Origin of the sequence: Achromobacter sp. JUb104 (genome assembly GCF_024806975.1) — a bacterium.
Taxonomy (GTDB): domain Bacteria; phylum Pseudomonadota; class Gammaproteobacteria; order Burkholderiales; family Burkholderiaceae_B; genus Achromobacter; species Achromobacter spanius.
Genome location: NZ_JANUEY010000002.1, coordinates 1,395,187 through 1,418,743 on the forward strand (window position 1 = coordinate 1,395,187; position 23,557 = coordinate 1,418,743).

The window sequence follows — 23,557 nt, forward strand, 5'->3', positions numbered from 1 at the left end:
GCCGGCCTCAGCCCGCGCGCAGCCTATCCAGCCGCGCGCGCCGGACGCTGTCCTTGATACGGGCCGGGTCACCGGCGCAAGCCTTGGCGATGGCGCCGGCATCCACGCCGCGCACGGCGTCCACTCGCGACTGCCAGACGGCCATGTCCACGGGCCGCAAGATCGACGCCGTCTTCAACAGATCAAAAAACCGGTCAGGCTTGCGCAGTGCATCGACGCGCTCCATCAGCGCCAACTGCGCTTCCGTGGACGCGTCACTGGCCATGTCCGCGCCCGTATCACTTTCCACCACTTCCAGACCCGTCAGCACTTCCGGCAGCAGGCGTGCGTAGTCGTTGCATTCGGTGGGGACGCGCATGCGCCGACCCAGGGCCTCGCGCTCCGGCGTCAAACGGCACAGCAAGGCGTAGCGCCCCGCCAGCGACAAGCCCTGCTCCGCCGCCCGGTCCACGTTGGCGCCGGCTTCCTTGACCCCTTGCAGTTCGGGCATCACACGGGCCAGCGCGCCGGAATCTTGCAGCACGTCCAGCATGCGCGACGGCTTCTTCGCCATGAGGCCGCGCGAAAGTTCTTTCCAGACGCGCTCGGCCACCAGCGCGTCGGCCTCGCCTTCCTGGACCATGCGCTGGCAAAGCGCCAGGGTTTCGGGCGCCACCGTGAAATCATCGAAGCGCGCCGCGAAGCGGCCCAGGCGCAGGATGCGCACGGGGTCTTCCTGAAACGCTTCCCCCACATGGCGAAACACACGGGCGCGCACATCGGCCGCGCCGTCCAGCGGGTCGACCAATTCGCCGTCTTGCGTCTGGGCGATGGCGTTGACGGTCAGGTCGCGGCGGCGCAGATCTTCTTCCAGCGTCACGTCGGCGCCGGTATAGAAGGTAAAGCCCTTGTAGCCCCGGCCGGACTTGCGTTCGGTGCGCGCCAGCGCGTATTCCTCTTTGGTGCGCGGGTGCAGGAACACGGGAAAATCGCCGCCAACGGGAATGAACCCACGGCGGACCATGTCTTCAGGCGTGGCGCCCACCACGACCCAGTCGTGGTCGCCGGGCCGCAGGCCCAGCAGCGCGTCACGCACCGCGCCGCCCACGATATACACCTGCAAGCCGTCGATGGCCGGGTCTTGCGTCGGGTCCTGCATCATCGGGCCGCGGTACTCTCGGCGCCCAGCGGCGTGATGCTGCCCAGACGCTCTTTCAGGGACTGCGACTGGCCGCTGAACATCGCCGCGTAGTACACCGCGTTGGACATCACGTTCTTCACGTAGGTGCGGGTTTCGTTGAACGGGATGGTCTCGGCAAAAATGGCGCCTTCAATGGGATGCGAGAAGGTCGCGCGCCAATTTTGCGGACGCCGGGGCCCCGCGTTGTAGCCGGCGCTGGCCATCATCTGCGACCCATCCAGGTCGCGCAGCACCATGTTCAGGTAGTTGGTGCCCAGGACGGTATTGGTGTCGAAATCGTTCACGCTGGACGGCGTGAAATCCGTCATGCCGATCTTGCCCGCCACCCACTTGGCCGTGGCCGGCATCAACTGCATCAGGCCGGACGCACCCACGTGCGAACGCGCGTCCATGATGAAACGCGATTCCTGGCGGATCAGGCCATAGACCCAAGCCGGGTCCAATGCGATGGCGTTGGCCTTGGCCGTGACGCGGCCTTCAAACGGCGCGATGAAGCGCTGGGTGAAGTCGAACTCTTTTTCCGTGCGGTCGGACGTGTTGACCACGCGGTCGTAGATGTTCTCGGCGCGGGCCAGTTCGGCGGCGGCCATCAGTTGGCGGTCGCTCATGCCGCGCAGCGTGAAGTTCCATTCGGGCACCGCCTCGCCCCGCCAGCCAAGGCGGAACAATTGCACGGCACGCTGCAAGCCGGGGTTGGCCCGCGCTTCGGCGATTTCGCTGTCGGTGATGGGCGCCGGGCGCGGCGGCACGTTGATGCGCCGGCCCAACTCTTCAGACGACAACTGGCCGTAGAAATCGAAGCGGTCGGCAATGCTGGCGTACAGGGCGTTGGCGTCATCCTTGTGGCCGGTGGCCGCCAGCCCGCGCGCCTTCCAGTACACCCACGATGGGTCGTTGCGCTGCGACGCCGGCATCTCGTCGATCGAGGCAATCACCCACTTCCAGTCAATCTTCGGCTGACGCAGCGCGGCGCGCACCTTCCAGCCGGCGTTGTATTCCGTCATGCGGATGTGGCCGGCCTCGTGGTACCAGTCATCGGCGCGGCTATCCATCCGCAGCGCGGCGACCAGCGCATATTGCCCGCGCACCCAGGCCAGATTCGGCTTGGACATGGACTTGGCCCATTCGCGGCGCAGGTAGGAATCGGCCACGCTGACGTCCGAACGCGCCAAGCGGGCCAGCGCGATCGTCACGAGCTCTTTCTCGTTGCGGCCCACCGGCATGCGGTCTTGGCGGGTCAGCCACTTCATCGGGTCCTTCATGAGGACGTCGTAGGTTTTCAGATCGCGCGGCTCGAACATGTATTGCACAAGCTTGCGCGCGTCGGACGTCTTGTCGGCCTCGATGGCATCGCGCAACTGCGGTTCCAACTGTTCCCACCCCAGCACGCCGTCCGCCACCAGTTGGTCGTACAGCGCCCAGCAGGCGCTGCCCGGCGCGAACACCGACATCGCCTGCTCGGCGGTGGCGCGCTGGCCGCTCATGTGCTTGGCGTCAAGGATGGCGCATTCGATCTGGGCGTTGCTGTTCTTCACGGGCGCCAGCTTGCGCACGGTGTCGAAGTCGCCGCTGCGGGCGGCGGCCAGCAGCCAGTCGCCGCGCAGGCGGTCAGCCAGATAGGCGTCGCCGTTGCTGCTGATGAAGCGTTGCAGGTCGGCGGTGGGCCGGGCGCTGGCGGGCACCGTCCAAAGTTGATAGCGCAGCAGCCAGTATTCGGGGTACATGCCCAGGATGTCGGGCTTGGCCTGCGGCACCAGCGCGCCCAGGATGGACCATTGCTTGCGGGTCATGGCCTCGCGCGCGGCAACCACGGCGGTCAGCGCGGGCGTATCGGCGGTGGGCGGCAGGCCGGCCAGCACGGCCGGCGGCACGGCAATAACGGGTTGGGCGGGTTGGGACGTTTGGGCGGCGGTTTGGGCTTGCGCGCTGATGGCGGCGTTGCGCTGCTGGGCATCAACCGGCGCACAGGCGGCGGTGAACAGCGCCAGCAAGGGCAACCAACGGCGCAGGCCAGCGCGGGGGTCCGGCGCGAACGCGCCTTGCGGGGATTTCCGGCGAGTTTTCTGATACCGTCCAGATTGCTGCGCTTGTGTCATGCCGCGTCCCTCATTTACCGTCATACCCAGGCCTTGCCGCACGCCTGTATGCACATCGGCACGCTGCTTTGCAGGGCGCCTTGCACGCCGCCTTGCACGTCCGATGCCAGCAGCTTTGCTTTCATCTTCGCCTTCATTGTTCACCCCCATTACAGCCACTGCATGACTACGCAAAATACTCCAGAGGATACCGCAGTCCAGCACCGTACGCGATTGCGGAAACTGCGTGCCGAAATGCCCGAAGACCAGCGCAGCCGCGGCGGTTTGCTGATGCGCGCGCGGCTGTTCACCTGGCTGAACGTGGCCCGCGACGAGGCCGTGCGCGCGGGCCGCGCTGCGCCCGCCACCGTGGCCGCGTTCTGGCCCCTGGAAGGCGAACCCGACCTGCGCCCGCTGCTGACGCAATGGGTGGAAAACGGCGTGGCCGTGGCGCTGCCCGTGGTGCGCGAGCGCAATGCCCCGCTGGCCTTCCTGCCCTGGACGCCCGATGCCGAGCTTCGCGCCGGCCCGTACGGCATCCAGGAACCCGTGGCCGGCCCCGACGTGCTGCCGGACGTGGTCCTGGTACCCACGCTGGGTTACACGGAACACGGCGACCGCCTGGGTTACGGCGCGGGCTACTACGACCGCACGCTGGCCGCCTTGCGCGACCGGGGCCACCCGTTCATCACCATCGGCATCGCCTGGAGCTGCGGCGAGCTGGACGCCGACTACCAGGCCGCGCCGCACGACTTTCCGCTGGACGCCGTGCTGACCCAGGACGGCTGGGTACCCGAGGCGCCACTTTCGCAAGGAACCACGGGCGGCACCACCCTGCATACGTTCCGCATGAACTGACGCACCAGAACCGCCCGGCGGCGCGCACCAAAGCGGTGCCATCAACCGCCGAGGGGATGGTGTTTCAGCGCCCTTGAGAGGATATTTCCCCAAAGGCGTGTCCCCAAAAGCTGGCACGCGGGTTGCTTATTAGTTTGTGACCGGCCGAGCATTGGCCGGGTTGACCGCGTGCAAGCCGGCCACCCACAAGCCGGCAGCAAGCACAGCATCGGAGGAGCCATGAAGGACAGAACATCCCGTCCCGCCGCTTATGACGAAATGCGCCAAGGCGCAGGCGGCATCCGCTCCCAGTACCAGGCGTTCGAACGCTGGCACCAAGAGCAATCGGCTGAAGCCATGGCCGTGCGCCGCCTGGAAGCCGACCTGAGCTTTCGCCGGGTCGGCATTACTTTTTCGGTAGCGGGCGACGCCGCCGGCACCGAACGCCTGATCCCGTTCGACCTGATCCCCCGGATCATTCCCGCCGACGAATGGCGGCACCTGGAAGCCGGCCTGAAGCAGCGCGTGCGCGCGCTGAACATGTTCATCCACGACATCTATCACGGCCACGACATCGTGCGCGCGGGCATCGTGCCGGCCGAACAGGTCTTTCTGAACGCCCAGTACCGCCCCGAAATGCAGGACGTGGACGTGGCCGAGGACATCTACTGCCACATCGCCGGCGTGGACATCGTGCGGGCCGGCGCGGGCGAATTCTATGTGCTGGAAGACAACCTGCGCGTGCCCTCGGGCGTGTCCTACATGCTTGAAAACCGCAAGATGTCGATGCGCTTGATGCCCGACGCCTTCAGCCGCATCAAGGTCGAACCCGTGGCGCACTACCCCGACCTGCTGCTGGACAACCTGCGCGAAGTCGCCCCGCATGGTGGCGACGACCCCACCGTGGTGGTGTTGACGCCCGGCATGTACAACTCGGCCTACTTCGAACACGCCTTCCTCGCGCAGCAGATGGGCGTGGAGCTGGTCGAAGGACAAGACCTGTTCGTCGAACAAAACACCGTCTACATGCGCACCACGCAAGGCCCGCGCAAGGTGGACGTCATCTACCGCCGCCTGGACGACGACTTTCTAGACCCGCTGTCGTTTCGCGCCGATTCCGCCCTGGGCGTGCCCGGACTGCTGTCGGTGTATCGCGCCGGCCGCGTCACGCTGGCCAACGCCATCGGCACCGGCATCGCCGACGACAAGTCCACCTATCTCTACGTGCCCGACATGATTCGGTTCTACCTCAGCGAAGAACCCATCCTGTCCAACGTGCCGACCTGGCGCTGCGGCCGGCCCAGCGAGCTTTCCCACGTGCTGGCCAACATGCACGAACTGGTGGTGAAGGAAGTGCACGGCGCCGGCGGCTACGGCATGCTGGTGGGCCCGTCCGCCAGCCATGCCGAGATCGACGCCTTCAAGGACCGCGTGCGCGCCAACCCCAGCAACTACATCGCTCAGCCCACGCTGGCGCTGTCCACCGTGCCCACCTACGTGGAATCCGGCGTGGCGCCGCGCCACGTGGATCTGCGCCCCTACGTGCTGTGCGGCAAAGACATCCGCACGGTGCCCGGCGGCCTGTGCCGCGTGGCGCTGACCGAAGGCTCGCTGGTGGTCAACAGCAGCCAGGGCGGCGGCACCAAAGACACCTGGGTTCTGGAGGACTGAACATGCTGAGCCGTACCGCCGACAATCTGTTCTGGATGTGCCGCTACATTGAGCGCGCTGAAAACACCGCGCGCATGCTGGACGTGAACCTGCAGATGTCGCTGCTGCCGCAAGACACGCAAACGCGCGAAGGCTCGTGGCTGGGCGTGCTGCGCATCTCTGAACTGCAAGGGCTATATCAAAGCAAGTACGCGTCCATCTCGCCGCACGACGTGCTGCAGTACATGGTGCGTGACCCGGAAAACGCCTCGTCCATCTATTCCTGCATGCGCGCCGCCCGCGAAAACGCGCGCGCCGTGCGCGGCAGCCTGACCACCGAAGTCTGGGAAACGTACAACACCACCTGGCTGGAACTGCTCAAGCACCTGCACACCGGCCTGTTGGAACGCAACCCCGGTGAATTCTTCGAATGGGTGAAGTTCCGCTCGCACCTGGCGCGTGGCGTCACCATCGGCACCATGCTCGAAGACGAGGCGCTTTACTTCCTGCGCATCGGCATGCATCTGGAGCGCGCGGACAACACCGCCCGCATGCTGGACGTGAAGTTCCACGAACGCGGCAGCAACGGCACGATGGAGCCCCGTGGCGAACCCACCGGCACCGCCGCCTTGCAAAGCGAGTTCTATCGCTGGTCAGCGCTGCTGAGTTCTGTGTCCGGGCTTGAGATCTACCGCAAGGTGTATCGCGACGTCATCACGCCCGATCGCGTGGCCGAATTGCTGATCCTGCACCCCGACATGCCCCGTTCGCTACTGGCGTCGATGCGCGCGGTATCCGAGGACCTGGCGCGCGTATCGAACCAGCGCTCGACCGAAACCCAGCGGCGCGCGGGCATGCTGTGCGCCGAGCTGCAATTCGGCCGCGTCGAAGACATCCTGGATAGTGGCCTGCACCAATACCTGGACCACTTCCTGGACCGCATCAACGACCTGGGCAACCGGATCAGCCAGGACTTCCTGGTTCCGCTGTCGGCATAACCTGGAGACAGCACCATGAAACAGTTCATCACGCACATCACCCACTACCGCTACACCGCGCCGGTCACCTACAGCATCCAGACCCTGCGCCTGACCCCGCGCGACGACGAGCACCAGCGCCTGCTGCGCTGGAACATCGAAGCACCGGGCGCGCTGGAAAAGCAGGTGGACGCCTACGGCAACATCACGCACACGCTGACCTTGAACCGGCCCCACACCGATATTGAATTGCGCGTCGTGGGGCAGGTGCAGGTGGCGCCGTTGACGCGCGGCCTGCTGGGTGGCGAAGACAGCCGCCTGCCGGTCCACGCCTATTGCGTGCAGACGTCGTTGACGCAAGCCGACGACACCATTCTTGCCTTTGTGCGCAGCGTGCTGCCCAACGGCATCACCACCCCGGACGACATCCTGGCGCTGGCCAACGCCATCAGCGACCGGGTCGCCTACGAGCCCGGCACCACCGACGTCACCACGGCCGCCAACCAGGTCCTGGCAATGGGCCACGGCGTATGCCAGGACCACGCCCACCTGTTCCTGGCCTGCGTGCGCGGCCTGGGCGTGCCCGCCCGCTACGTCAGCGGCTACGTGCACACCACCACCGAACACTCGGCCAGCCATGCCTGGGCCGACGTATGGCTGGCCGATATCGGCTGGACCAGCGTCGACATCACCAACCGCCAGTTCGCCTCGGACAGCCATTGCCGGCTGGCCGTGGCGCGCGACTATGACTCGGCCTCGCCGGTGCGCGGCGTGCGCAGCGGCGGCGGCGAGGAATCCATGGAGATCAGCGTGCAGGTGCAGACGTCCGGCCAGCAATAACCGCCGCGCCCGCGCCGCAATACAATGCGGCGTGGTTTCTCCAAATTTTCGATCATGACCTACTGCGTAGCCGCCCGCCTTGACGCTGGCCTGGTATTTCTCTCTGACTCCCGCACCAATGCGGGCGTCGACCAGATCAGCGTTTTCCGAAAAATGACCGTCTTCGAACGACCGGGCGAGCGCGTCATGGTCATGATGACTTCCGGCAACCTGGCGGTCAGCCAGGCCGTGCTGCATGCCCTGGCCCGCCAGCACGAGGAAGGCGGCGACACCATCTGGACCGCCACCGACATGTTCGAGGCCACCCGCTGCGTGGGCGCGGCCGTGCGCGAGGTCTATCAGCGCGAAGCCCCTGCCCTGCATGAGCAAGGCGTGGACTTCAACGTCAGCATCATTTTCGGGGGACAGATCGGCGCCGAACGCTGCCGCCTGTTCCAGGTTTACGCGGCCGGCAATTTCATTGAAGCCGGCCAGGAATGCCCGTACTTCCAGATCGGCGAAGCCAAGTACGGCAAGCCCATCCTGGACCGCGTGCTACGCCCCGACACGTCGCTGGACGAAGCCGCCAAGTGCGCGCTGATTTCCATGGACTCGACCTTGCGGTCGAACATTTCCGTGGGCCTGCCGCTGGACTTGCTTGTGTATGACACCAACGCCCTGCGCGTGACGCACTTTGCCAGCATCGACGAAAACAACGAGTACTTCCGCATGATCCGCGGCACCTGGGGCGAACGCCTGCGCCAGGTTTTCGCCGAGATCCCCGACCCGCTCTGGACCAACCCGGACGACCCCAGCTCACTGGTGCCCTTGAGCCGCGTGCATCAGCCGCTGCGCATTGAACCGGTGAACGCGCCCGAACCCAGCTACCCCACGCCGCAGGTGCTGGCGCAAGATCCGGGCAAAGACCAGGCGAGTTAAAGACCCGCCGCATTACATAGCGGCGGCTGTCTCGCCCCGAGTTGAGCAAGCGCGCGTAACCCCCTGGGTTGCCCCCCGCGTTTTCCCCCCTTTCCACTTGCTGAAACCCGGCTTGTGAAACGGCGAATTCTCATCCTTGGCTACACGGGCCACACTGGTTGCGGCCTGCATTGCGCATGATCGTTGACGCATGCGGGCACGAGAAAAAACCACAAGGAGCGAGACATGCCCAATTACTTCGGGCGCGCGGCAACGCGCGCAGCCTGGCCCGTGCTGGCCCTGTCATGCCTTGCCTGGGGATCCGCCAGCGCGCAGGGCGCCTACCCCAACCACCCCATTTCGCTGGTGGTGCCGTTCGCGGCCGGCGGGCCGACCGATGTGGTCGCGCGCAGCCTGGGCGCGTCCATGGCCAAGACGTTGGGGCAAAGTGTCGTGATCGAAAATCGCACCGGCGCGGGCGGCACGCTGGCCTCGCAGCACGTGGCGCGCGCCGCGCCCGACGGCTACACCTTCCTGATCCACCACAACGGCATGGCGACCGCGCCGGCGCTATACCGCAAGCTGTCGTACAACCCGCTGACGGACTTCGCCTACGTTGGCCAGGTGGCGGACGTGCCCATGACCTTGCTGGGCCGCAAGGACTTGCCGGCCGACGGCATGACGGGCTTTATCAAGTACGCGCGCGAAAACGGCAATAAGATCAACCTGGCCAACGCCGGGCTGGGCGCGGTATCGCAGTTGTGCGGCATGCTGCTGCAGGAAGCGCTGGGCGTGCAGTTCACCACGGTGCCCTATGCCGGCACGGCCCCCGCCATGACGGCGTTGCTGGGTGGCCAGGTGGACGTGCTGTGCGACCAGACCACGCAGACCATCCCGCAGATCAAGGCCGACCGCGTGAAGCTATTCGGCGTCACCACGCTGGACCGCATCAAGACGCTGCCTGATGCACCGACCTTGCAGGAAGCCGGCTTGAAGGGGTTCGAGGTAAAGGTCTGGCACGGCGTCTATGCGCCCAAGGGCACGCCGCCCGAAGCCATCAACAAGTTCAATGCGGCGCTGCGCGCAGCGCTGAAAGACCCGACGTTCACGCAGAAAATGGCAGAACTGGGCGCCGACATCGTTCCGGAATCGAAGCAGACGCCAGAAGGCCTGCAAACCTGGCTGCAATCCGAAATCAACAAATGGGGCGTCGTCATCCGCAAGGCAGGCGTCTACGCGGATTAAACCCAGACCGTGAATGATGGGTTGCGCGCGGCGCGGCATCGCGTTCTTTTGCCGGGTCGCGCGCGCTTCACCCATCCTACGCAAGCTTTACAGCGCCAGTTCCTTCCACACCGCAAGCGGTGCTTCTGCCTGGTTCAGCGTATAAAAATGCAAACCCGGCGCGCCGTTGTCCAGCAGGGTCTGGCACAACTCGGTCACCACATCCACGCCAAAGGCGCGGATGGACGCTTTATCGTCACCAAACTCCGCCAACCGCAGGCGAATCCAGCGCGGCACTTCCGCGCCGCACATTTCCGAAAAGCGCAGCAGTTGCGTGTGGTTCGTGATGGGCATGATGCCCGGCACGATCGGCACGTTCACGCCCTTGGCCTGGGCCCGGTCGACGAAGTCGAAGTAGGCGTCGGCGTTGAAGAAGTACTGCGTGATGGCGGCATTGGCGCCGGCCTTCACCTTGGCCACGAAATGATCCAGGTCAGCCGACGGGTTGGCGGCTTGCGGGTGCATTTCGGGATAGGCGGCCACTTCGATGTGGAACCAGTCGCCGGTTTCCTCGCGGATGAACGACACCAGCTCGCTGGCGTAGCGCAGCTCGCCCGCATCGCCACCCATGCCCGAGGGCAGGTCGCCGCGCAGGGCGACCACGCGCCGCACGCCTTCGCTTTTGTACGTCTGGAGTATGTCGCGCAGATCCTGGCGCGTGGCGCCCACGCAAGACAAGTGAGGCGCCGCATCGCAACCCAGGTTGCGCAACGTGCGCACGGCATCGGCCGTGCCGGCGCGCGTGGAACCACCCGCGCCGAAGGTCACGCTGACGTACTTGGGCTGAATGGCCAGCATCTGCTTGGCCGCGCGCACCAGCCGCTCTTGGCCGGCCAGGTCGCGCGGAGGAAAGAACTCCAGGCTGAAAGCAGGGGAAGTCGAGTCAGACATTAGGGGATCAGTTTGGTAAGCAGGCCAGAGATGATGCTGTACAGAATGGCACCGCCCACGGCCCACCAGAACCCGTTGACCTGGAAGCCCTTCAGCACGGAGCCGACGAACCAGAACAACAAGGCGTTGATGACGATAAGGAAGAGCCCGAGCGTGACGATCGTGATGGGCAAGGTAAGCAACACCAGCACCGGCTTGACCAGCATGTTGACCAGGCCCAGCACCAACGCCGCGATCAGCGCTGAACCGAAACTGGCCACGACGATACCGGGCAAGAGGTAGGCGACGGCCAGCAGGGCCACCGCGTTCAGGATCCAGACGAGTATCAGTGCCACCATGTTCGAACTCCTGTGTTGACGCGCCGCGGCCTGGTTTTAACTGGGTGAAAACCAGGTTCGCCCGCGGCTTGGAAACCCGCGCCAACATGGCGCGGCATTTCCTATTGTGCTTTCAACCAATCAATAGCGGTAGTGCTCGGGCTTGAAGGGGCCTTCGACCGGCACGTTGATGTAGTCGGCCTGATCCTTGCGCAGCGTCGTCAGCTTCACACCCAGCTTCTTCAAGTGCAGGCGCGCAACCTTTTCGTCCAGGTGCTTGGGCAGCACATAGACTTCGCCCGACTTGTAGGCTTCGTTGCGCGTGAACAGTTCGATCTGGGCGATGGTCTGGTTGGCGAACGACGACGACATCACGAACGACGGGTGGCCGGTGGCGCAACCCAGGTTCACCAGGCGGCCTTGGGCCAGCAGGATGATGCGCTTGCCGTCCGGGAAGATCACGTGATCAACCTGCGGCTTGATTTCTTCCCACTGGCAGTCAGCCAGGCCGGCAACGTCGATTTCGTTATCGAAGTGGCCGATGTTGCAGACGATCGCCTGGTCCTTCATGGCGTTCATGTGCTCGCGCGTGATGACGTGGTAGTTGCCGGTGGCGGTAACGAAGATGTCGCCATGAACGGCAGCTTCTTCCATCGTCACGACCTTGAAGCCTTCCATCGCGGCTTGCAGGGCGCAGATCGGGTCGATTTCGGTAACCCAGACTTGGGCGCGCAAGGCGACCAGCGCCTGGGCGCAGCCCTTGCCCACGTCGCCGTAACCGGCCACGACGGCGATCTTGCCGGCAACCATCACGTCGGTGGCGCGCTTGATGCCGTCCACCAGCGATTCACGGCAGCCGTACAGGTTGTCGAACTTGGACTTGGTGACCGAGTCGTTGACGTTGATGGCGGCAAAGGCCAGCTCGCCCTTTTGCGACATCTGGTACAGGCGATGCACGCCGGTCGTGGTTTCTTCCGTCACGCCCTTGATCTGCGCCAGGCGGGTGGAATACCACTTCGGATCACGCTTGAGCGTTTCCTTGATGGCGGCGAACAGGATGCGCTCTTCGTCGCTGCCCGGGTTGGCCAGCACCGAGATGTCTTTCTCGGCCTTGGTGCCCAGGTGCAGCATCAACGTGGCGTCGCCGCCGTCGTCGAGGATCATGTTGGCGTGCTGGCCATTGGGCCATTCGAAAATCTTGTGGGTGTACTGCCAGTACTCTTCCAGCGTTTCGCCCTTGACGGCGAAGACCGGCGTGCCGGACGCGGCGATGGCGGCGGCGGCGTGGTCTTGCGTGGAGAAGATGTTGCACGAGGCCCAGCGCACTTCGGCGCCCAGGGCCACCAGCGTTTCGATCAGCACGCCGGTCTGGATGGTCATGTGCAGGCTGCCTGCGATGCGCGCGCCCTTGAGCGGCTGCGCGGCGGCGAACTCTTCGCGGATGGCCATCAGGCCGGGCATTTCGGTTTCGGCAATGGCCAGTTCGCGACGGCCCCAGCCAGCCAGCGACAGGTCGGCAACCAGGTAATCGGAGAAGGATTTATCAGTAACAGCGTTCATGGTGTGTGGGCTCCACGTGAATATCGAACGGCGCACGATATGGCCGGACAACGCGAATACACCACGACAGTCGAGTGCTCGCCTTTCCCGCCATATGCGACAAAGGTGAGCGCCGTTGCTGTAGCGACGCGCAAGGCGCGGCGCTTGAACAAGGATTCCTGAGCCTGGCGAGCCGGGGTCCACGTGCTATTGCACATTGCCGTTGCACTTACCGTGCAAGGCGGGAACCGCTGGGTCGTCGCAACGCTCCTCAGGATTGCCGGGCATTGTACCGGTTCGGCACGGTGCGCGGAATTCCGTCCCTGAAAAAAACCAGGGAAAGATCAGTTCATCATTCCGCCCGCGCCGACGCGGCGCGGGAAGGGGATGCCGGCACTTGCGGCGGCACGGCCACCAGCGGCACCAGCGCATCCAGCAAGCTCGTCGCCACCGTGTCCCAGCTGCGGGTCAGCGCATGCGCCCGCACTGCGTCACGGTCCAGCGGCAGCGCGGCGCGGCAGGCTTGGGCCAGGTCGTCGTCCAGGCAGCCGGTGACGCCCTGGTTCACCACCGCCAGCGGCGCCTCGCTGCGAAACGCCGCCACGGGCGTGCCGCAAGCCATCGCCTCCAGCATCACCAGGCCGAACGTGTCGGTCAGGCTGGGAAACACGAACACATCGGCCGCGGCGTAGAACGAGGGCAGCGCGTCGTCCTGCTGCATGCCCAGGAAGACCGCATCGGGAAAGCGCTTTTTCAGCCGCGCCTCGTCCGGGCCCGCCCCCACCACCACCTTGCTGCCCGGCAGGTCCAGCGACAGAAAGGCATCCAGGTTCTTCTCGCGCGCCACGCGGCCCACGCTCAGAAAGACAGGGCGCGGCAGATGCGCGAATGCCTGGCTTCGGGTCGGCTGGAATTTGCGCGCGTCCACCCCTCGCGACCAGACCTGCAAGTTGCCCAGGCCACGACGCACCAGCACATCGCGCACCGTGGGCGTGGGCACCAGCACGCATTGCGAAGGCCGGTGGAACCAGCGCAGGTAGCGCCACGGCAACGCGGCGGGAATGCCCATCCGCGCTTGCAGGTAGTCGGGGAACATGGTGTGGAATGACGTCGTGAATTGCCAGCCGCGCGACAGCGCCATGCGGCGCGCCGCCAGCCCCAGCGGGCCTTCGGTGGCAATGTGCAGCGCGTCGGGAATGGTGTCGCCCAGGATGCGGCGCAATTGCCGCCCGGGTTGCAGGCACAGCCGCAAGTCGGGTTCGGACGGCGCCGGCACGGTTCGGCTGCCCTCCGGGCTCACCACGATCAGCTCGTGGCCCCATTCATGCAGAATCTGCCGCATGGTCGTCCAGGTGCGGACGACGCCATTGACTTGCGGATGCCAGGCATCCGTAACCAGGACGATGCGCATGATAGGGCCGGAAGTGCGCCGCGTTTGCGGCGATACCGCGATTTAGCCCGTGCCATGTGACAGGGCCACGACACCAGGCCACGTTGGCCAGACCCGAAACAGCGGGGAAAAAAAATGGCCGGTAGACCCGGCCCGCCCCGCCTTAGTTGTTGCGCCGGGGGTACCCCTGCGCCTTGATGCGCACCCAGACGTCGCGCTTTTCCTCTTCCGACATGAACACCCAGTTGGCGACTTCCATGGCCGTGCGGCCGCAGCCTCGGCAGATGTCGTCGAACAGGGTCGAGCACACGGCCACGCAGGGGGAGTCGGTTGCCTTGAAGACGCGCTGGGCGTCTTCAGGGTCGGGCAGTTCGGAAAGATCAGCGAAGTAACGATTCATGGGGCGAAGGTTACCACCCGGGCTGTGTCCCTTTATGGATAGCCCTATCGCCCACCAAGGCTAGCTTGACGGCGGCCGTTCAGCGCCATCCGAAGAACGCGCCGGCCTCTTGCAGCACGGCATCCGGGCATTCTTCGGCCAGGTAATGCGCCCCCGGCAAGGGGCCGCCCGAGACCTCGTCGGCAATCGCCTGCCATAGCGCCAGCACGTCGAAATTCTTGCCCACCGCCCCGCGCTCGCCCCAAAGCGCCCGCACCGGCATGCGCAGCCGCTCGCCCGAGGCGCGGCCCGCGCGGTCGTGGTCCAGATCCACCGTGGCCGACGCGCGATAGTCTTCGCACAACCCGGTGGCCCAACCGGGCAAGCGGGCCGTGCGTTCGTATTCGGCCATCGCCTCGGTGGAAAAATGCACCAGGCCGCCGGGGCGTCCACCCATCACCGAACGCAGGTAGAAAACGGGGTCGTGCTCGATCATGGTTTCCGGACCGGGCGCGGGCTGAATCAACCAGAACCAATGGAAGTACGCCTGGGCGAAGGCGCGCGTGGTGCCTTCGTACATGTCCAGCGTCGGCGCGATATCCAGCAGCATCATGCGCGACACGGCGCCGGCATGGTCCAGCGCCAGCCGATGCGCCACGCGCGCGCCCCGGTCATGCGCCAGCACCTCGAAACGCTCGTGGCCCAACGCGCGCATCACGCCCAGCATGTCGGCGGCCATCTCGCGCTTGGAATGCGCGGCGTGGTCCGGCGTGGCCACGGGCTTGGTGCTGTCGCCATAGCCGCGCAGGTCGGCCGCCACGCAGGTGCGATGCCGGGTCAGCTCCGGCCACACGCGGTGCCAGATGGCGCTGGTTTGAGGATGGCCATGCAGCAGCAGCAAGGGCGGGCCCGACCCGTCGATGCGCGCGGCGATCTCAATGCCATTAGCCGGGATGCGGCGCACGGGCAGGTCGAAAAATGCGGTCATGGGTAGGGTCTCCTTGTGCGTTTATTGTCTAGCGGAATCCAGGCGGTCGCGAACCGTGCGCGCCACATCCTTCATCCACGGATGCCGCGCCCAGTGGGCGGCCTCGAAGCGCTCCACGTCAGGCAATTGCAACAGCGACGCGCCCACCAGGTCCTGGCCTTGCGCAAACATGCGGCGATGCCGCTCCGGCAGGCTGAAGCCCGCCGTCCAGCCGTCGGCGGCGCGGACCTGGCCCGCCATCACGTCGATGGCCACGCGGTGGTTCCCGGGCGCTTGCGTATTGGACACCCGCGCGAGCAAAGCGTCGACATCGGCGGGCGGCAGGCTGACCAGCAGCAGGCCGTTGTTGACCGCATTGAAGTAGAAGATTTCACCAAAGCTGGGCGCGATCACCGCGCGGATGCCGAACTGCTGCAAGCCCCACACCGCGTGCTCGCGGCTGGATCCGCAGCCGAAGTTCGGGCCCGCCACCAGCACCGACGTGCCCGCATAGGCATCCTGGTTCAGCACGAAGTCCGCGCGCGGGGCGCCATGCTCGTCAAAGCGCAGGTCATACAGCAGGCCTCGGTCCAGCCCCGCCTTGTCGATGATGCGCAAGAACTGCTTGGGCATGATCTGGTCGGTGTCCAGGTTGGAGAACGGCAACGGCGCGGCGATGCCTTCAATCAGCGGATTCATTGGGTTTGGCTCCAGTCACGGACGTCAACGATGCGGCCGGCCAGCGCGGCGGCGGCGGCCATCGCCGGGCTCATCAGGTGCGTGCGCCCTGCCCGCCCCTGGCGTCCTTCAAAATTTCGGTTGGTGGTGGACGCGCAGCGCTCGCCCGGGCGCAGCACGTCGTCGTTCATCGCCAGGCACATCGAACAGCCCGGTTGGCGCCATTCAAAACCCGCCTCGATCAGCAGCGCCGCCAGGCCTTCGGCTTCGGCCTGCGCGCGCACCGCGCCAGAACCCGGCACGACCATGGCACGCACGCCCGCCGCCACCTTCCTGCCCCGCACCAGCCCGGCCACCACGCGCAGGTCTTCAATACGCCCGTTGGTACAGGACCCAATGAACACGCGGTCCACCGGCACTCCGGCGATCGGCGCGCCGGGTTCCAGGCCGATATAGTCCATGGCCTTTTGCAGCGCCAGCCGGGCGAGTTGATCGGGTTCGGCTTGCGGGTCGGGCACACAACCCGTGACCGGCACCGCTTGATCGGGGCTGGTGCCCCAGGTGACGAACGGCGCGATGTCGGCGGCATGGAACACGTGTTCGGCGTCGAACACCGCGTCGGCATCGGTGCGCAGCGTGGCCCAGTACGCGCGCGCTTGCGCCAGCATGTCGCCCTGCAACTGCGGCGCGTGCGCGGTGACGTAGCCGTCGGTCGTGGCGTCCGGCGCGATCAGCGCGGCGCGCGCGCCGGCTTCCACCGTCATGTTGCACAGGGTCATGCGGGCCTCGGCCGACAAGGCGTCGATCGCCTCGCCGCAGAATTCCACCGCATGGCCGCGCGCGCCTTGTGCGCCGATGCGATGCACCAGGTAAATCACCAGGTCCTTGGCGGACACGCCCGTGCCCAGTACGCCGTCGACCCGCACGCGCATGTTGCGCGCCACGCGGTACACCAGCGTCTGCGTGGCCAGGATGTGTTCGACTTCCGACGTGCCGATGCCAAAGCCCAACGCGCCCAGGGCGCCATAGGTGGTGGTGTGGCTGTCGCCGCACAGCACCACCATGCCGGGCAGAATCATGCCGTGCTCGGGCGCGATCACGTGCTCGATGCCCTGCAACGGGTCGGTCGTATCGAAGAGCGCGATGTGCTGCGCGTCGCAATTGCGTTTCAGGTTCACGGCCTGGCGCGACGACGCCTCATCGGCAATCACGCGCAGCGCCGACGGCACCGGGTGCGTGGGAATGATGTGGTCCACCACCGCCATCTGCTGCCCCGGCCGCAGCACGTCGCGGCCGCGCGCGGCCAGTCCGCTGAAGGCTTGCGGGCTGGTGTATTCGTTCATGATGTGCAGATCCACGTACAGCAGAATGTGCTCGTCGTCGATGCGGGCCACCTCATGGCTGGCCACCAGTTTGTCGTACAGCGTCATGCGGGGCATGTCTTGCTTCCTTGTCTTGCGTTCTGTTGTTGCGTTCTGGTGTTGCATTCTGGTCTTGCTTGCTTGGATTCAGACGCCCGCGACAGGCGCGGGCGCGTCTTGCAATGGCTTCAATCAGCCAGTCAGTTGGCCTGAATACCGGCGTCCTTCACCACCTTGGCCCAGCGCGTCATTTCGGCGGCCACCATGTCGTCCGTCTTCGCGGGCGTCGACACCAGCGGCTCGAAGCCCTCTTTCTGCATGCGCGTGCTGAGCTCCTGCGATTGCAGGGCTTCGGCCAGCTTGGCGTTCAAGGTGTCGATAACCGGTTGCGGCGTGCCAGCCGGCGCGCTGACGACAAACCAGGTGTTGAACTCATAGCCCGGCAGGCCGGACTCGGCGATGGTCGGCACATCGGGCAGCAGCGGCGAGCGCGTCGTGCCGGTCACGCCCAGGGCGCGCAGCTTCTTGCCGTCGACTTGGGGCTTGGCGGCGGACAACACCGGAAAACTCATCTGCACCTGGCCGCTGATGGTGTCCACCATGGCCGGGCCGCCGCCCTTGTACGGCACATGCAGGATCTGCGTCTTGGACACGGACTTGAACAATTCCGCCGCCATGTGGAAGGTGCTGCCGGTGCCGGCCGACCCAAAGCTCAGGTCATTCGCGGGGCGAGCGCGCACATAGGCCAGCAGTTCGCTGACGTTGGCCACGGGCAAGGCGTTCGTCACCGTCAGCACGTGCTGCGACGTGCCCACGGTGCCCACCGAGCGCAGGTCTTTGCGGGTGTCGAACGGCATGGTCTTGAACAGCGCCGGGTTGATGGCCAGCGACATGGTATTGATGCCCAGCGTGTAGCCATTGGGCTGGGCGCGCGCCACGGCGGACATGCCGATGTTGCCGGACGCGCCGGCCCGGTTCTCGATGATCACGCTCTGCCCCAGCGCGCGGCCCCAGGCCTCCGAGATCAGGCGCGCGGCGATATCCACGCTGCCGCCAGGCGCAAAGGGCACGATCAGCGTGATCGCCCGATCAGGAAAAGCGTCGGCGGCAGTGGCCGGCGCGGTCCAACAGGCTGCAACGGCAAGGGCCGCGCACAGGGCGCCGGCTACGGGTTTGATGGTCATGCGGATGTCTCCTCGGTTGGCCGCGTGGTGGCGCAGTGGCACTGCGGCTCTATAGTGGAGCGGCCAGTTTATAGGCCGCCTGGGTCTTTATAATTCGCCAAAAAACGAAATCTTTATTAGATTTAATTTATAAATGGCCACCGCCTTGGGGACTGCCATGGACGCCCTTTCCGATCTTGCTTTCTTTTCGCTGGTGGTCAAACACGGCAACCTGTCCGCCACGGCGCGCGAACTGGGCCTGACGCCGCCCGCCATCAGCGCCAGGCTGGCCCGGCTGGAGCAGCGTCTGGGCGTGCGGCTGCTGAACCGCACCACCCGGCGCGTCAGCGTTACCCAGGAAGGCGAGCTGTATCTCGCCGAAGGCGGGCGCATCCTGGCTGACCTTGAGGCGCTGGAACGCTCGGTGTCCAGCGCCCGCGCACAACCTCAGGGCCTGCTGCGGCTGAACGCCACGTTCGGCTTCGGCCGCGCGCACATCGTGCCGGCCGTCTCGGATTTCGCGCGCCAGTATCCCGATGTGGAAGTGCAGATGCGGCTGACGGACAGGCCCTTGAACCTGATCGAAGAAGGCTTCGACGTGGCCGTGCGCTTCGGCGACCTGCCCGACGCCCGCCTGACGGCCCGCAAGATCGCGTCCAACCGCCGGCTGCTGTGCGCGTCGCCCCGCTACCTGGCCACCTACGGCGAACCCCGCACCCCGGGCGAGCTGCAACGCCACCGCTGCATCGTGGTGCGCGAAAACGAGGTCGCCTACGGCACCTGGCGGCTGGAATCCGGCCAACGCGCGGAAACCGTGAAAGTGCGCGGCCCGGTCAGTTCCAACGACGGCCAAAGCGCGCTGGAATGGGCGCTGGACGGCCACGGCATCGTCATGCGCTCGGAATGGGAAACCGCCGCCTACCTGCGCGACGGCCGACTGCGCGAAGTGCTGACCGACTGGCGCACTCCGGCCGCCGACATCCACGCGCTGTACCCCGAACGCCTGAACCTGCCGGCCAAGACGGTGGCCTTCGTGGATTTTCTGTCACAGCGCTTCGCGCGGTATTTGAAGGGGCCGGGCGGCGCGGGTGGAGCGTGGTGATAGACCGCGAACGGGTTTCTTGTAGCCCCGGGGCTACAAGCCATGCAACTGTCCGCCGATCTGTAGCCCGTGGGCCACAGATCCCATAGCTACGTCACACGCACGCAGGTTTAAATCTCATCAATCGCCGTGCTCGCTGCCGTGCCCGCCGGCGCGTCGCCCGCGCCGATGGCGTAGCGGTCGCGCGTGGTGACGTAGAAGCTTGCGCCGAACCTGCCCACCGGGAAGTAATCCTGCAAGCGCACGCGCCAGGTTTCCGTGTCGATCAGGCCGTCGCGCGCGTGCAGCCAGCGCACCTGGCCGATGAAGATCTGGCGGCTGGCGGTTTCCATGGTTTCGTACAGCGTGCATTCGAACGCGACGGGGGCCTGCACGATGCGCGGCGGCTTGACGTGGTGGCTGGGCGCGGCGTCCAGGCCGGCGTGGGCCAGTTCGCTGACGTCGGCGGGCAGGCGGTCACCGCAACGGTGCATTTTTTCGGCCATGGCCTCGTCGGTCAGGTGCACCACGAATTCCTTGTCGCGGGCGATGTTGCGCGCCGTGTCCTTCAAGCCACCGTCTTCCAGGCGGTTGATGCTGACCATGACGATGGGCGGGTCTTCGCCCAGCATGTTGAACATGCTGAACGGCGCCGCGTTGACCACGCCGGTTTCGGACAAGGTGGTGATCAGCGCGATCGGGCGGGGCACGATCAGGCTGGCCATCAGCTTGTAGCGCTGGTATTCGGTGATTGCGTCGAAGTCGATTTCCATATCAGGCCAGTCCCAGCATCTGGGCAAGGGTTTGCGCGGGCTGCGGGCGCTCAAGGCTGATGCGCCGCTCCAGGTCCGCCAAGTGGTTGTCATTGATCTTCACGGCCTGGGCCACGTCGCCGCGTTCCATCAGGTCCACGATCAGCACGTGTTCGTCGTGTTCGCACGCGGCGTTGCCGGGCGGTTCGTACAGCGCCACGATGAGCGAGCAGCGCGACACCAGCTCGGCCAGATAGCCGTGCAGGATGGCGTTGCCGGAAAGCTCGCCCAGCCGCACGTGAAACGCGCTGGCCTGACGCGCCCACGCGGGCTGGCCGGCGCGATGCAGCAAGGCGTGTTCATCGCGCAACTGCTTGCGCAGCGACGCATAGTCGGCCTTGGTGGCGCGCGCCACGGCCAAGGGCAGCAGCGCGGCTTCCAGCGCACGGCGCGCCTGGAAGATCTGGCGCGTGTCTTCGGGCGTGGGTTCGGCCACCACGGCGCCCCGGTTGTGGTGCAGGTCCACCACGTGCTCGTGCGCCAGGCGCTGCAAGGCTTTGCGCGCCACCGAGCGCGACACGCCGAACAGCTCGCAGATCGCGGCCTCGGGCAGCTTCGTGCCGGGCGTCAGGCGCTGGCTCATCACGCTTTCATATACCGCTTCGCAGATGCGGCGTTCCATGTCGCTGTCGGGCGAGCCGTCGCCCGCGCTGGCGGCGCCCGCTACGGCGGGTTCGACGGCAATCGGTTTACGGGCAGCGGGCTTGGCGCGGGGTGTTGCGGGGCTTCGGGTTGGCATGCTGGACTCGGGGATAAACGTGCAAGACGGGCATTACGGGCATTACGGGCATTACGGGCATCGGCGCGGTTCGAACGGGCGGATTGGCCCGTCAGAGCGCGGCGATCACGCCGGACGGCAGGCTGTCCACGTGACGGCAGATTTCTCCGGGCGTGGTGAACCAGATCTCGCCCCGGTCGCGCGCGGCCGCCAATGGCGCCAGCGCCCGTCGCAGATGCCGCAGGCGATACGGTTGCCCAACAATATAGGGATGCAGCGCAATGCCCATCACCAGCGGCTGGCGCAGCGCCTGCGCGCGCATCTCTTCGAACTGGTCAAGAATCATATCGGCAAAGTCGCGCGCGTCCATCTTGCGGCCCATGATCATCGGGATGTCGTTGAGTTCCTGCGGGTACGGAATGGCCCATAGCTCGCCTGCGCGCGTGCGCATGCGCATGGGCTGGTCGTCGTGGCACCAGTTGAGCGTGTAGCGGTAGCCGGCTTCGGCCAGCAGGTCGGGCGTGGCGCGGCTTTCCGATATCCAGGGCGACAGCCAGCCCGCTGGCGCCTGGCCGGCGTGTTCAGCAATGCGGTCGCGGCAATGCGCCAGCAGCGCGCTTTCCTCGGCTTCGGGCAAGCCGCCCTGCCGATGGGCGTTGCTGTAGCCGTGGCCGATCAGTTCGTCGCCACGCGCCAGGAAGGCGTCGATCAGGTCGGGGCAATGGTCATACAGCGCGGTGTTGATCAGCACGCCTGCGGGCAAGCGCAGTTCGTCAAACAATTCCAGGCAGCGCCACGCCCCCACGCGGTTGCCGTATTCGCGCCAGGCGTAGTTCAGCACGTCGGGATGCGGCGAGGCCGGTCCCAGTTCCGCCCCCAGCCCTTCGCCAAAGGCGAAATGCTCGATGTTGAAGCCCAGGTACACGGCCAGCCGCGCCCCGTTCGGCCAGGTGTAGTCCGGCCGACCGGCAATCGGTTGATAGGCAAAGCGGCCGTGGCAAGCCAGGGCCTCGGGGGTCCAGGCAGCGGCGTCGTCACGCCCCGGATTAGTGCCTGCAAGCAAGGTTGGGTTCATTTTGGTGCAAATCCTGATGCATGATTGTTAACAAAATTCTTGGTTCTTTGGAAACAAAACTCGGTTCTGACGCATACAAACCACGCCCAAAGACGCCACATCTCCCCTCGTGGCAGAGGGATCCTGGCATTCAGCGACCCGGTGGACGCAGGTGGCATGGATCTTGCATGGGGTAGGGAAGCAGCCCTTAACCCCATGCAAGATCCGTTCCACTTTTTTCAGGAGTGTCTCGATGGTCCCGACCCGCCGTTCCTTCATGCTTCGCGCCACCGCCGCCGCCCTATTCACGGCCGGCCTCGCCCTGCAACCGGCGCTTGCCGCCGACCCCATCAAGATCGGCCTGATCACCGCGCTGTCGGGTGAATCCGCCCGCGCGGGCGAAGCGCTGACGCGCGGCATGACCATTGCCATCGACGAGATCAACGCCAAGGGCGGCCTGTTGGGCGGCCGCAAGATCGAGCTGGTGCGGCGTGACGACGAAGGCAACCCCGCCAAGGGCATGGCCGCCGCGCGCGAGCTGATCTTCAAAGAGAAAGTGACGGTGCTGTTCGGCGGGCTGGACACCCCGGTATCGATGGCCATCGTGCCCATCGTGAACCAGGAAAAGGTGCCGTTCATGGGCCCCTGGGCCGCCGGCACCGCCATCACGCACAACAAGGGCAACCCCAACTTTGTGTTCCGCGTGTCGGCCATGGACGAGATCGTCGACAGCGCCATGCTGCAGTACGCGCAAAAGACGTTTCAGACGACCAAGCCCGGGCTGATCCTGGTGAACAACCCTTGGGGCGAATCCAACGAAAAAGGGCTGAACGCCGCAATGGCCGCCGCCAAGGTCACGGCGGCGGGCACGGAAAAGTTCCAGCCCAATGACCTGGACGTGGTGCCGCAACTGAGCCGCCTGAAGGCCGCGGGCGCGGACACGCTGTTCATGGTGGGCAACGTGGGCCCGTCGGCGCAAGTGGTGAAGTCGCTGGACCGCATGGGCTGGAAGGTGCCGATCGTGTCGCACTGGGGTCCGGCAGGCGGGCGCTTTACCGAATTGGCCGGCCCCAACGCCAAGAACGTGCACTTCGTGCAGACCTACAGCTTCTTCGGCAAGCAAGGGCCGGTGGGCGAAAAGGTCTTGCAGGCGCTGAAGACCAAGTATTCCGACATCAAGGGCCCGCAAGACATCACGCCGGCGGTGGGCGTGGCCAACGCCTATGACGGCATGCAACTGGCCGCGCTGGCCATCGCGCAGGCCGGCTCGACCGATGGCGACGCGGTGCGCCAGGGCTTCTACAAGATCGGCAAGTACGACGGCCTGATCAAGACCTACGAACAGCCCTTCACCCCCACGTCGCACGACGCGCTGCGCGAAAACGACTACGTGTGGACGCACTTCGTCGACAACCGCATCCTGCCCGTCAAGGGCGCGCAATAAGCCGATTGCATCACGCGGGAGAC

At 65.8% G+C, this 23,557-nt stretch carries 22 protein-coding genes and 1 riboswitch; of the genes, 8 read left to right on the forward strand and 14 right to left on the reverse strand.

The genetic code is table 11. The features are described from left to right. Window positions 1-7: 7 nt before the first annotated feature. Together M2361_RS18160 and M2361_RS18165 are read right to left on the reverse strand one after the other, a co-directional pair. On the reverse strand, window positions 8-1,138 hold the full coding sequence (locus tag M2361_RS18160) for a CCA tRNA nucleotidyltransferase (RefSeq protein ID WP_259251521.1): 1,131 nt from the start codon (window positions 1,136-1,138) through the stop codon (window positions 8-10). After that, on the reverse strand, window positions 1,138-3,276 hold the full coding sequence (locus M2361_RS18165) for a lytic transglycosylase domain-containing protein (RefSeq protein WP_259251022.1): 2,139 nt from the start codon (window positions 3,274-3,276) through the stop codon (window positions 1,138-1,140). Before M2361_RS18165 ends, M2361_RS18160 begins: the two co-directional genes overlap by 1 nt. Before the next feature lie 162 nt (window positions 3,277-3,438). Between M2361_RS18165 and M2361_RS18170 the strand changes: the two genes are divergently transcribed. The 6 genes from M2361_RS18170 to M2361_RS18195 all read left to right on the forward strand — a co-directional run bounded on the left by M2361_RS18170 (window position 3,439) and on the right by M2361_RS18195 (window position 9,701). Beyond that, on the forward strand, window positions 3,439-4,113 hold the full coding sequence (locus M2361_RS18170) for a 5-formyltetrahydrofolate cyclo-ligase (RefSeq protein ID WP_259251023.1): 675 nt from the start codon (window positions 3,439-3,441) through the stop codon (window positions 4,111-4,113). 219 nt (window positions 4,114-4,332) lie between these two features. Next, window positions 4,333-5,763, forward strand: a complete 1,431-nt coding sequence (locus M2361_RS18175; protein WP_100853887.1) for a circularly permuted type 2 ATP-grasp protein — start codon at window positions 4,333-4,335, stop codon at window positions 5,761-5,763. Window positions 5,764-5,765: 2 nt separating this feature from the next. Further along, window positions 5,766-6,740 carry an alpha-E domain-containing protein gene (locus tag M2361_RS18180; protein ID WP_259251026.1) on the forward strand — a complete coding sequence of 325 codons (975 nt, stop codon included), beginning with the start codon at window positions 5,766-5,768 and terminating at the stop codon, window positions 6,738-6,740. 15 nt (window positions 6,741-6,755) lie between these two features. After that, entirely contained in the window at window positions 6,756-7,559 is an 804-nt protein-coding gene (locus M2361_RS18185; RefSeq protein WP_050446175.1) for a transglutaminase family protein, read from the forward strand. Between the two features lie 54 nt (window positions 7,560-7,613). Beyond that, window positions 7,614-8,477: a proteasome-type protease gene (locus M2361_RS18190; protein WP_259251028.1), complete on the forward strand. Its 864-nt coding sequence runs from the start codon at window positions 7,614-7,616 to the stop codon at window positions 8,475-8,477. A gap of 225 nt (window positions 8,478-8,702) precedes the next feature. Beyond that, window positions 8,703-9,701: a tripartite tricarboxylate transporter substrate-binding protein gene (locus M2361_RS18195; protein WP_259251029.1), complete on the forward strand. Its 999-nt coding sequence runs from the start codon at window positions 8,703-8,705 to the stop codon at window positions 9,699-9,701. A gap of 87 nt (window positions 9,702-9,788) precedes the next feature. Here M2361_RS18195 and metF read toward each other — a convergent pair whose 3' ends face one another. The 9 genes from metF to M2361_RS18240 all read right to left on the reverse strand — a co-directional run bounded on the left by metF (window position 9,789) and on the right by M2361_RS18240 (window position 18,446). Further along, the gene (metF, locus tag M2361_RS18200) at window positions 9,789-10,631 is read right to left on the reverse strand and encodes a methylenetetrahydrofolate reductase [NAD(P)H] (RefSeq protein ID WP_259251030.1); all 843 of its coding nucleotides are present in this window, start codon (window positions 10,629-10,631) and stop codon (window positions 9,789-9,791) included. Continuing rightward, entirely contained in the window at window positions 10,631-10,966 is a 336-nt protein-coding gene (locus M2361_RS18205) for a phage holin family protein (RefSeq protein ID WP_050446250.1), read from the reverse strand. The genes metF and M2361_RS18205 overlap by 1 nt, the downstream gene beginning before the upstream one ends. Window positions 10,967-11,089: 123 nt before the next feature. Then, a complete protein-coding gene (gene ahcY, locus M2361_RS18210) occupies window positions 11,090-12,508 on the reverse strand; it encodes an adenosylhomocysteinase (protein WP_100853883.1) in 1,419 nt (472 codons plus the stop codon). 100 nt (window positions 12,509-12,608) lie between these two features. Next, a riboswitch (S-adenosyl-L-homocysteine riboswitch) is annotated at window positions 12,609-12,766 on the reverse strand. A 73-nt stretch (window positions 12,767-12,839) separates the two neighbouring features. Then, a complete protein-coding gene (locus M2361_RS18215) occupies window positions 12,840-13,898 on the reverse strand; it encodes a glycosyltransferase family 1 protein (protein WP_259251031.1) in 1,059 nt (352 codons plus the stop codon). Between the two features lie 142 nt (window positions 13,899-14,040). Continuing rightward, complete coding sequence (locus tag M2361_RS18220; protein WP_050446170.1) at window positions 14,041-14,277, reverse strand: DUF1289 domain-containing protein; 237 nt, start codon at window positions 14,275-14,277, stop codon at window positions 14,041-14,043. A gap of 79 nt (window positions 14,278-14,356) precedes the next feature. Next, window positions 14,357-15,244 (reverse strand): alpha/beta fold hydrolase, encoded by an 888-nt coding sequence (locus M2361_RS18225; protein WP_259251032.1) that lies wholly within the window; start codon window positions 15,242-15,244, stop codon window positions 14,357-14,359. Between the two features lie 21 nt (window positions 15,245-15,265). Beyond that, window positions 15,266-15,922, reverse strand: a complete 657-nt coding sequence (gene leuD / locus M2361_RS18230; protein WP_259251033.1) for a 3-isopropylmalate dehydratase small subunit — start codon at window positions 15,920-15,922, stop codon at window positions 15,266-15,268. Beyond that, window positions 15,919-17,340 carry a 3-isopropylmalate dehydratase large subunit gene (gene leuC, locus M2361_RS18235; protein WP_259251034.1) on the reverse strand — a complete coding sequence of 474 codons (1,422 nt, stop codon included), beginning with the start codon at window positions 17,338-17,340 and terminating at the stop codon, window positions 15,919-15,921. Before leuC ends, leuD begins: the two co-directional genes overlap by 4 nt. Window positions 17,341-17,462: 122 nt before the next feature. Next, window positions 17,463-18,446 (reverse strand): tripartite tricarboxylate transporter substrate binding protein, encoded by a 984-nt coding sequence (locus tag M2361_RS18240; RefSeq protein ID WP_259251035.1) that lies wholly within the window; start codon window positions 18,444-18,446, stop codon window positions 17,463-17,465. Between the two features lie 157 nt (window positions 18,447-18,603). Between M2361_RS18240 and M2361_RS18245 the strand changes: the two genes are divergently transcribed. Continuing rightward, window positions 18,604-19,527 (forward strand): LysR family transcriptional regulator, encoded by a 924-nt coding sequence (locus M2361_RS18245; protein ID WP_259251037.1) that lies wholly within the window; start codon window positions 18,604-18,606, stop codon window positions 19,525-19,527. Between the two features lie 110 nt (window positions 19,528-19,637). On the opposite strand, the gene M2361_RS18250 is transcribed toward M2361_RS18245, so the two are convergent. The 3 genes from M2361_RS18250 to M2361_RS18260 all read right to left on the reverse strand — a co-directional run bounded on the left by M2361_RS18250 (window position 19,638) and on the right by M2361_RS18260 (window position 22,111). Next, on the reverse strand, window positions 19,638-20,279 hold the full coding sequence (locus tag M2361_RS18250) for a flavin reductase family protein (protein ID WP_050446162.1): 642 nt from the start codon (window positions 20,277-20,279) through the stop codon (window positions 19,638-19,640). A gap of 1 nt (window position 20,280) precedes the next feature. After that, window positions 20,281-21,057 carry a GntR family transcriptional regulator gene (locus tag M2361_RS18255; protein WP_259251040.1) on the reverse strand — a complete coding sequence of 259 codons (777 nt, stop codon included), beginning with the start codon at window positions 21,055-21,057 and terminating at the stop codon, window positions 20,281-20,283. A gap of 91 nt (window positions 21,058-21,148) precedes the next feature. Beyond that, window positions 21,149-22,111 carry a polysaccharide deacetylase family protein gene (locus M2361_RS18260; RefSeq protein ID WP_259251041.1) on the reverse strand — a complete coding sequence of 321 codons (963 nt, stop codon included), beginning with the start codon at window positions 22,109-22,111 and terminating at the stop codon, window positions 21,149-21,151. 232 nt (window positions 22,112-22,343) lie between these two features. Here M2361_RS18260 and M2361_RS18265 point away from each other — a divergent pair, with 232 nt between their 5' ends. Continuing rightward, window positions 22,344-23,534, forward strand: a complete 1,191-nt coding sequence (locus M2361_RS18265) for an ABC transporter substrate-binding protein (protein ID WP_259251042.1) — start codon at window positions 22,344-22,346, stop codon at window positions 23,532-23,534. Window positions 23,535-23,557 lie beyond the last annotated feature (23 nt).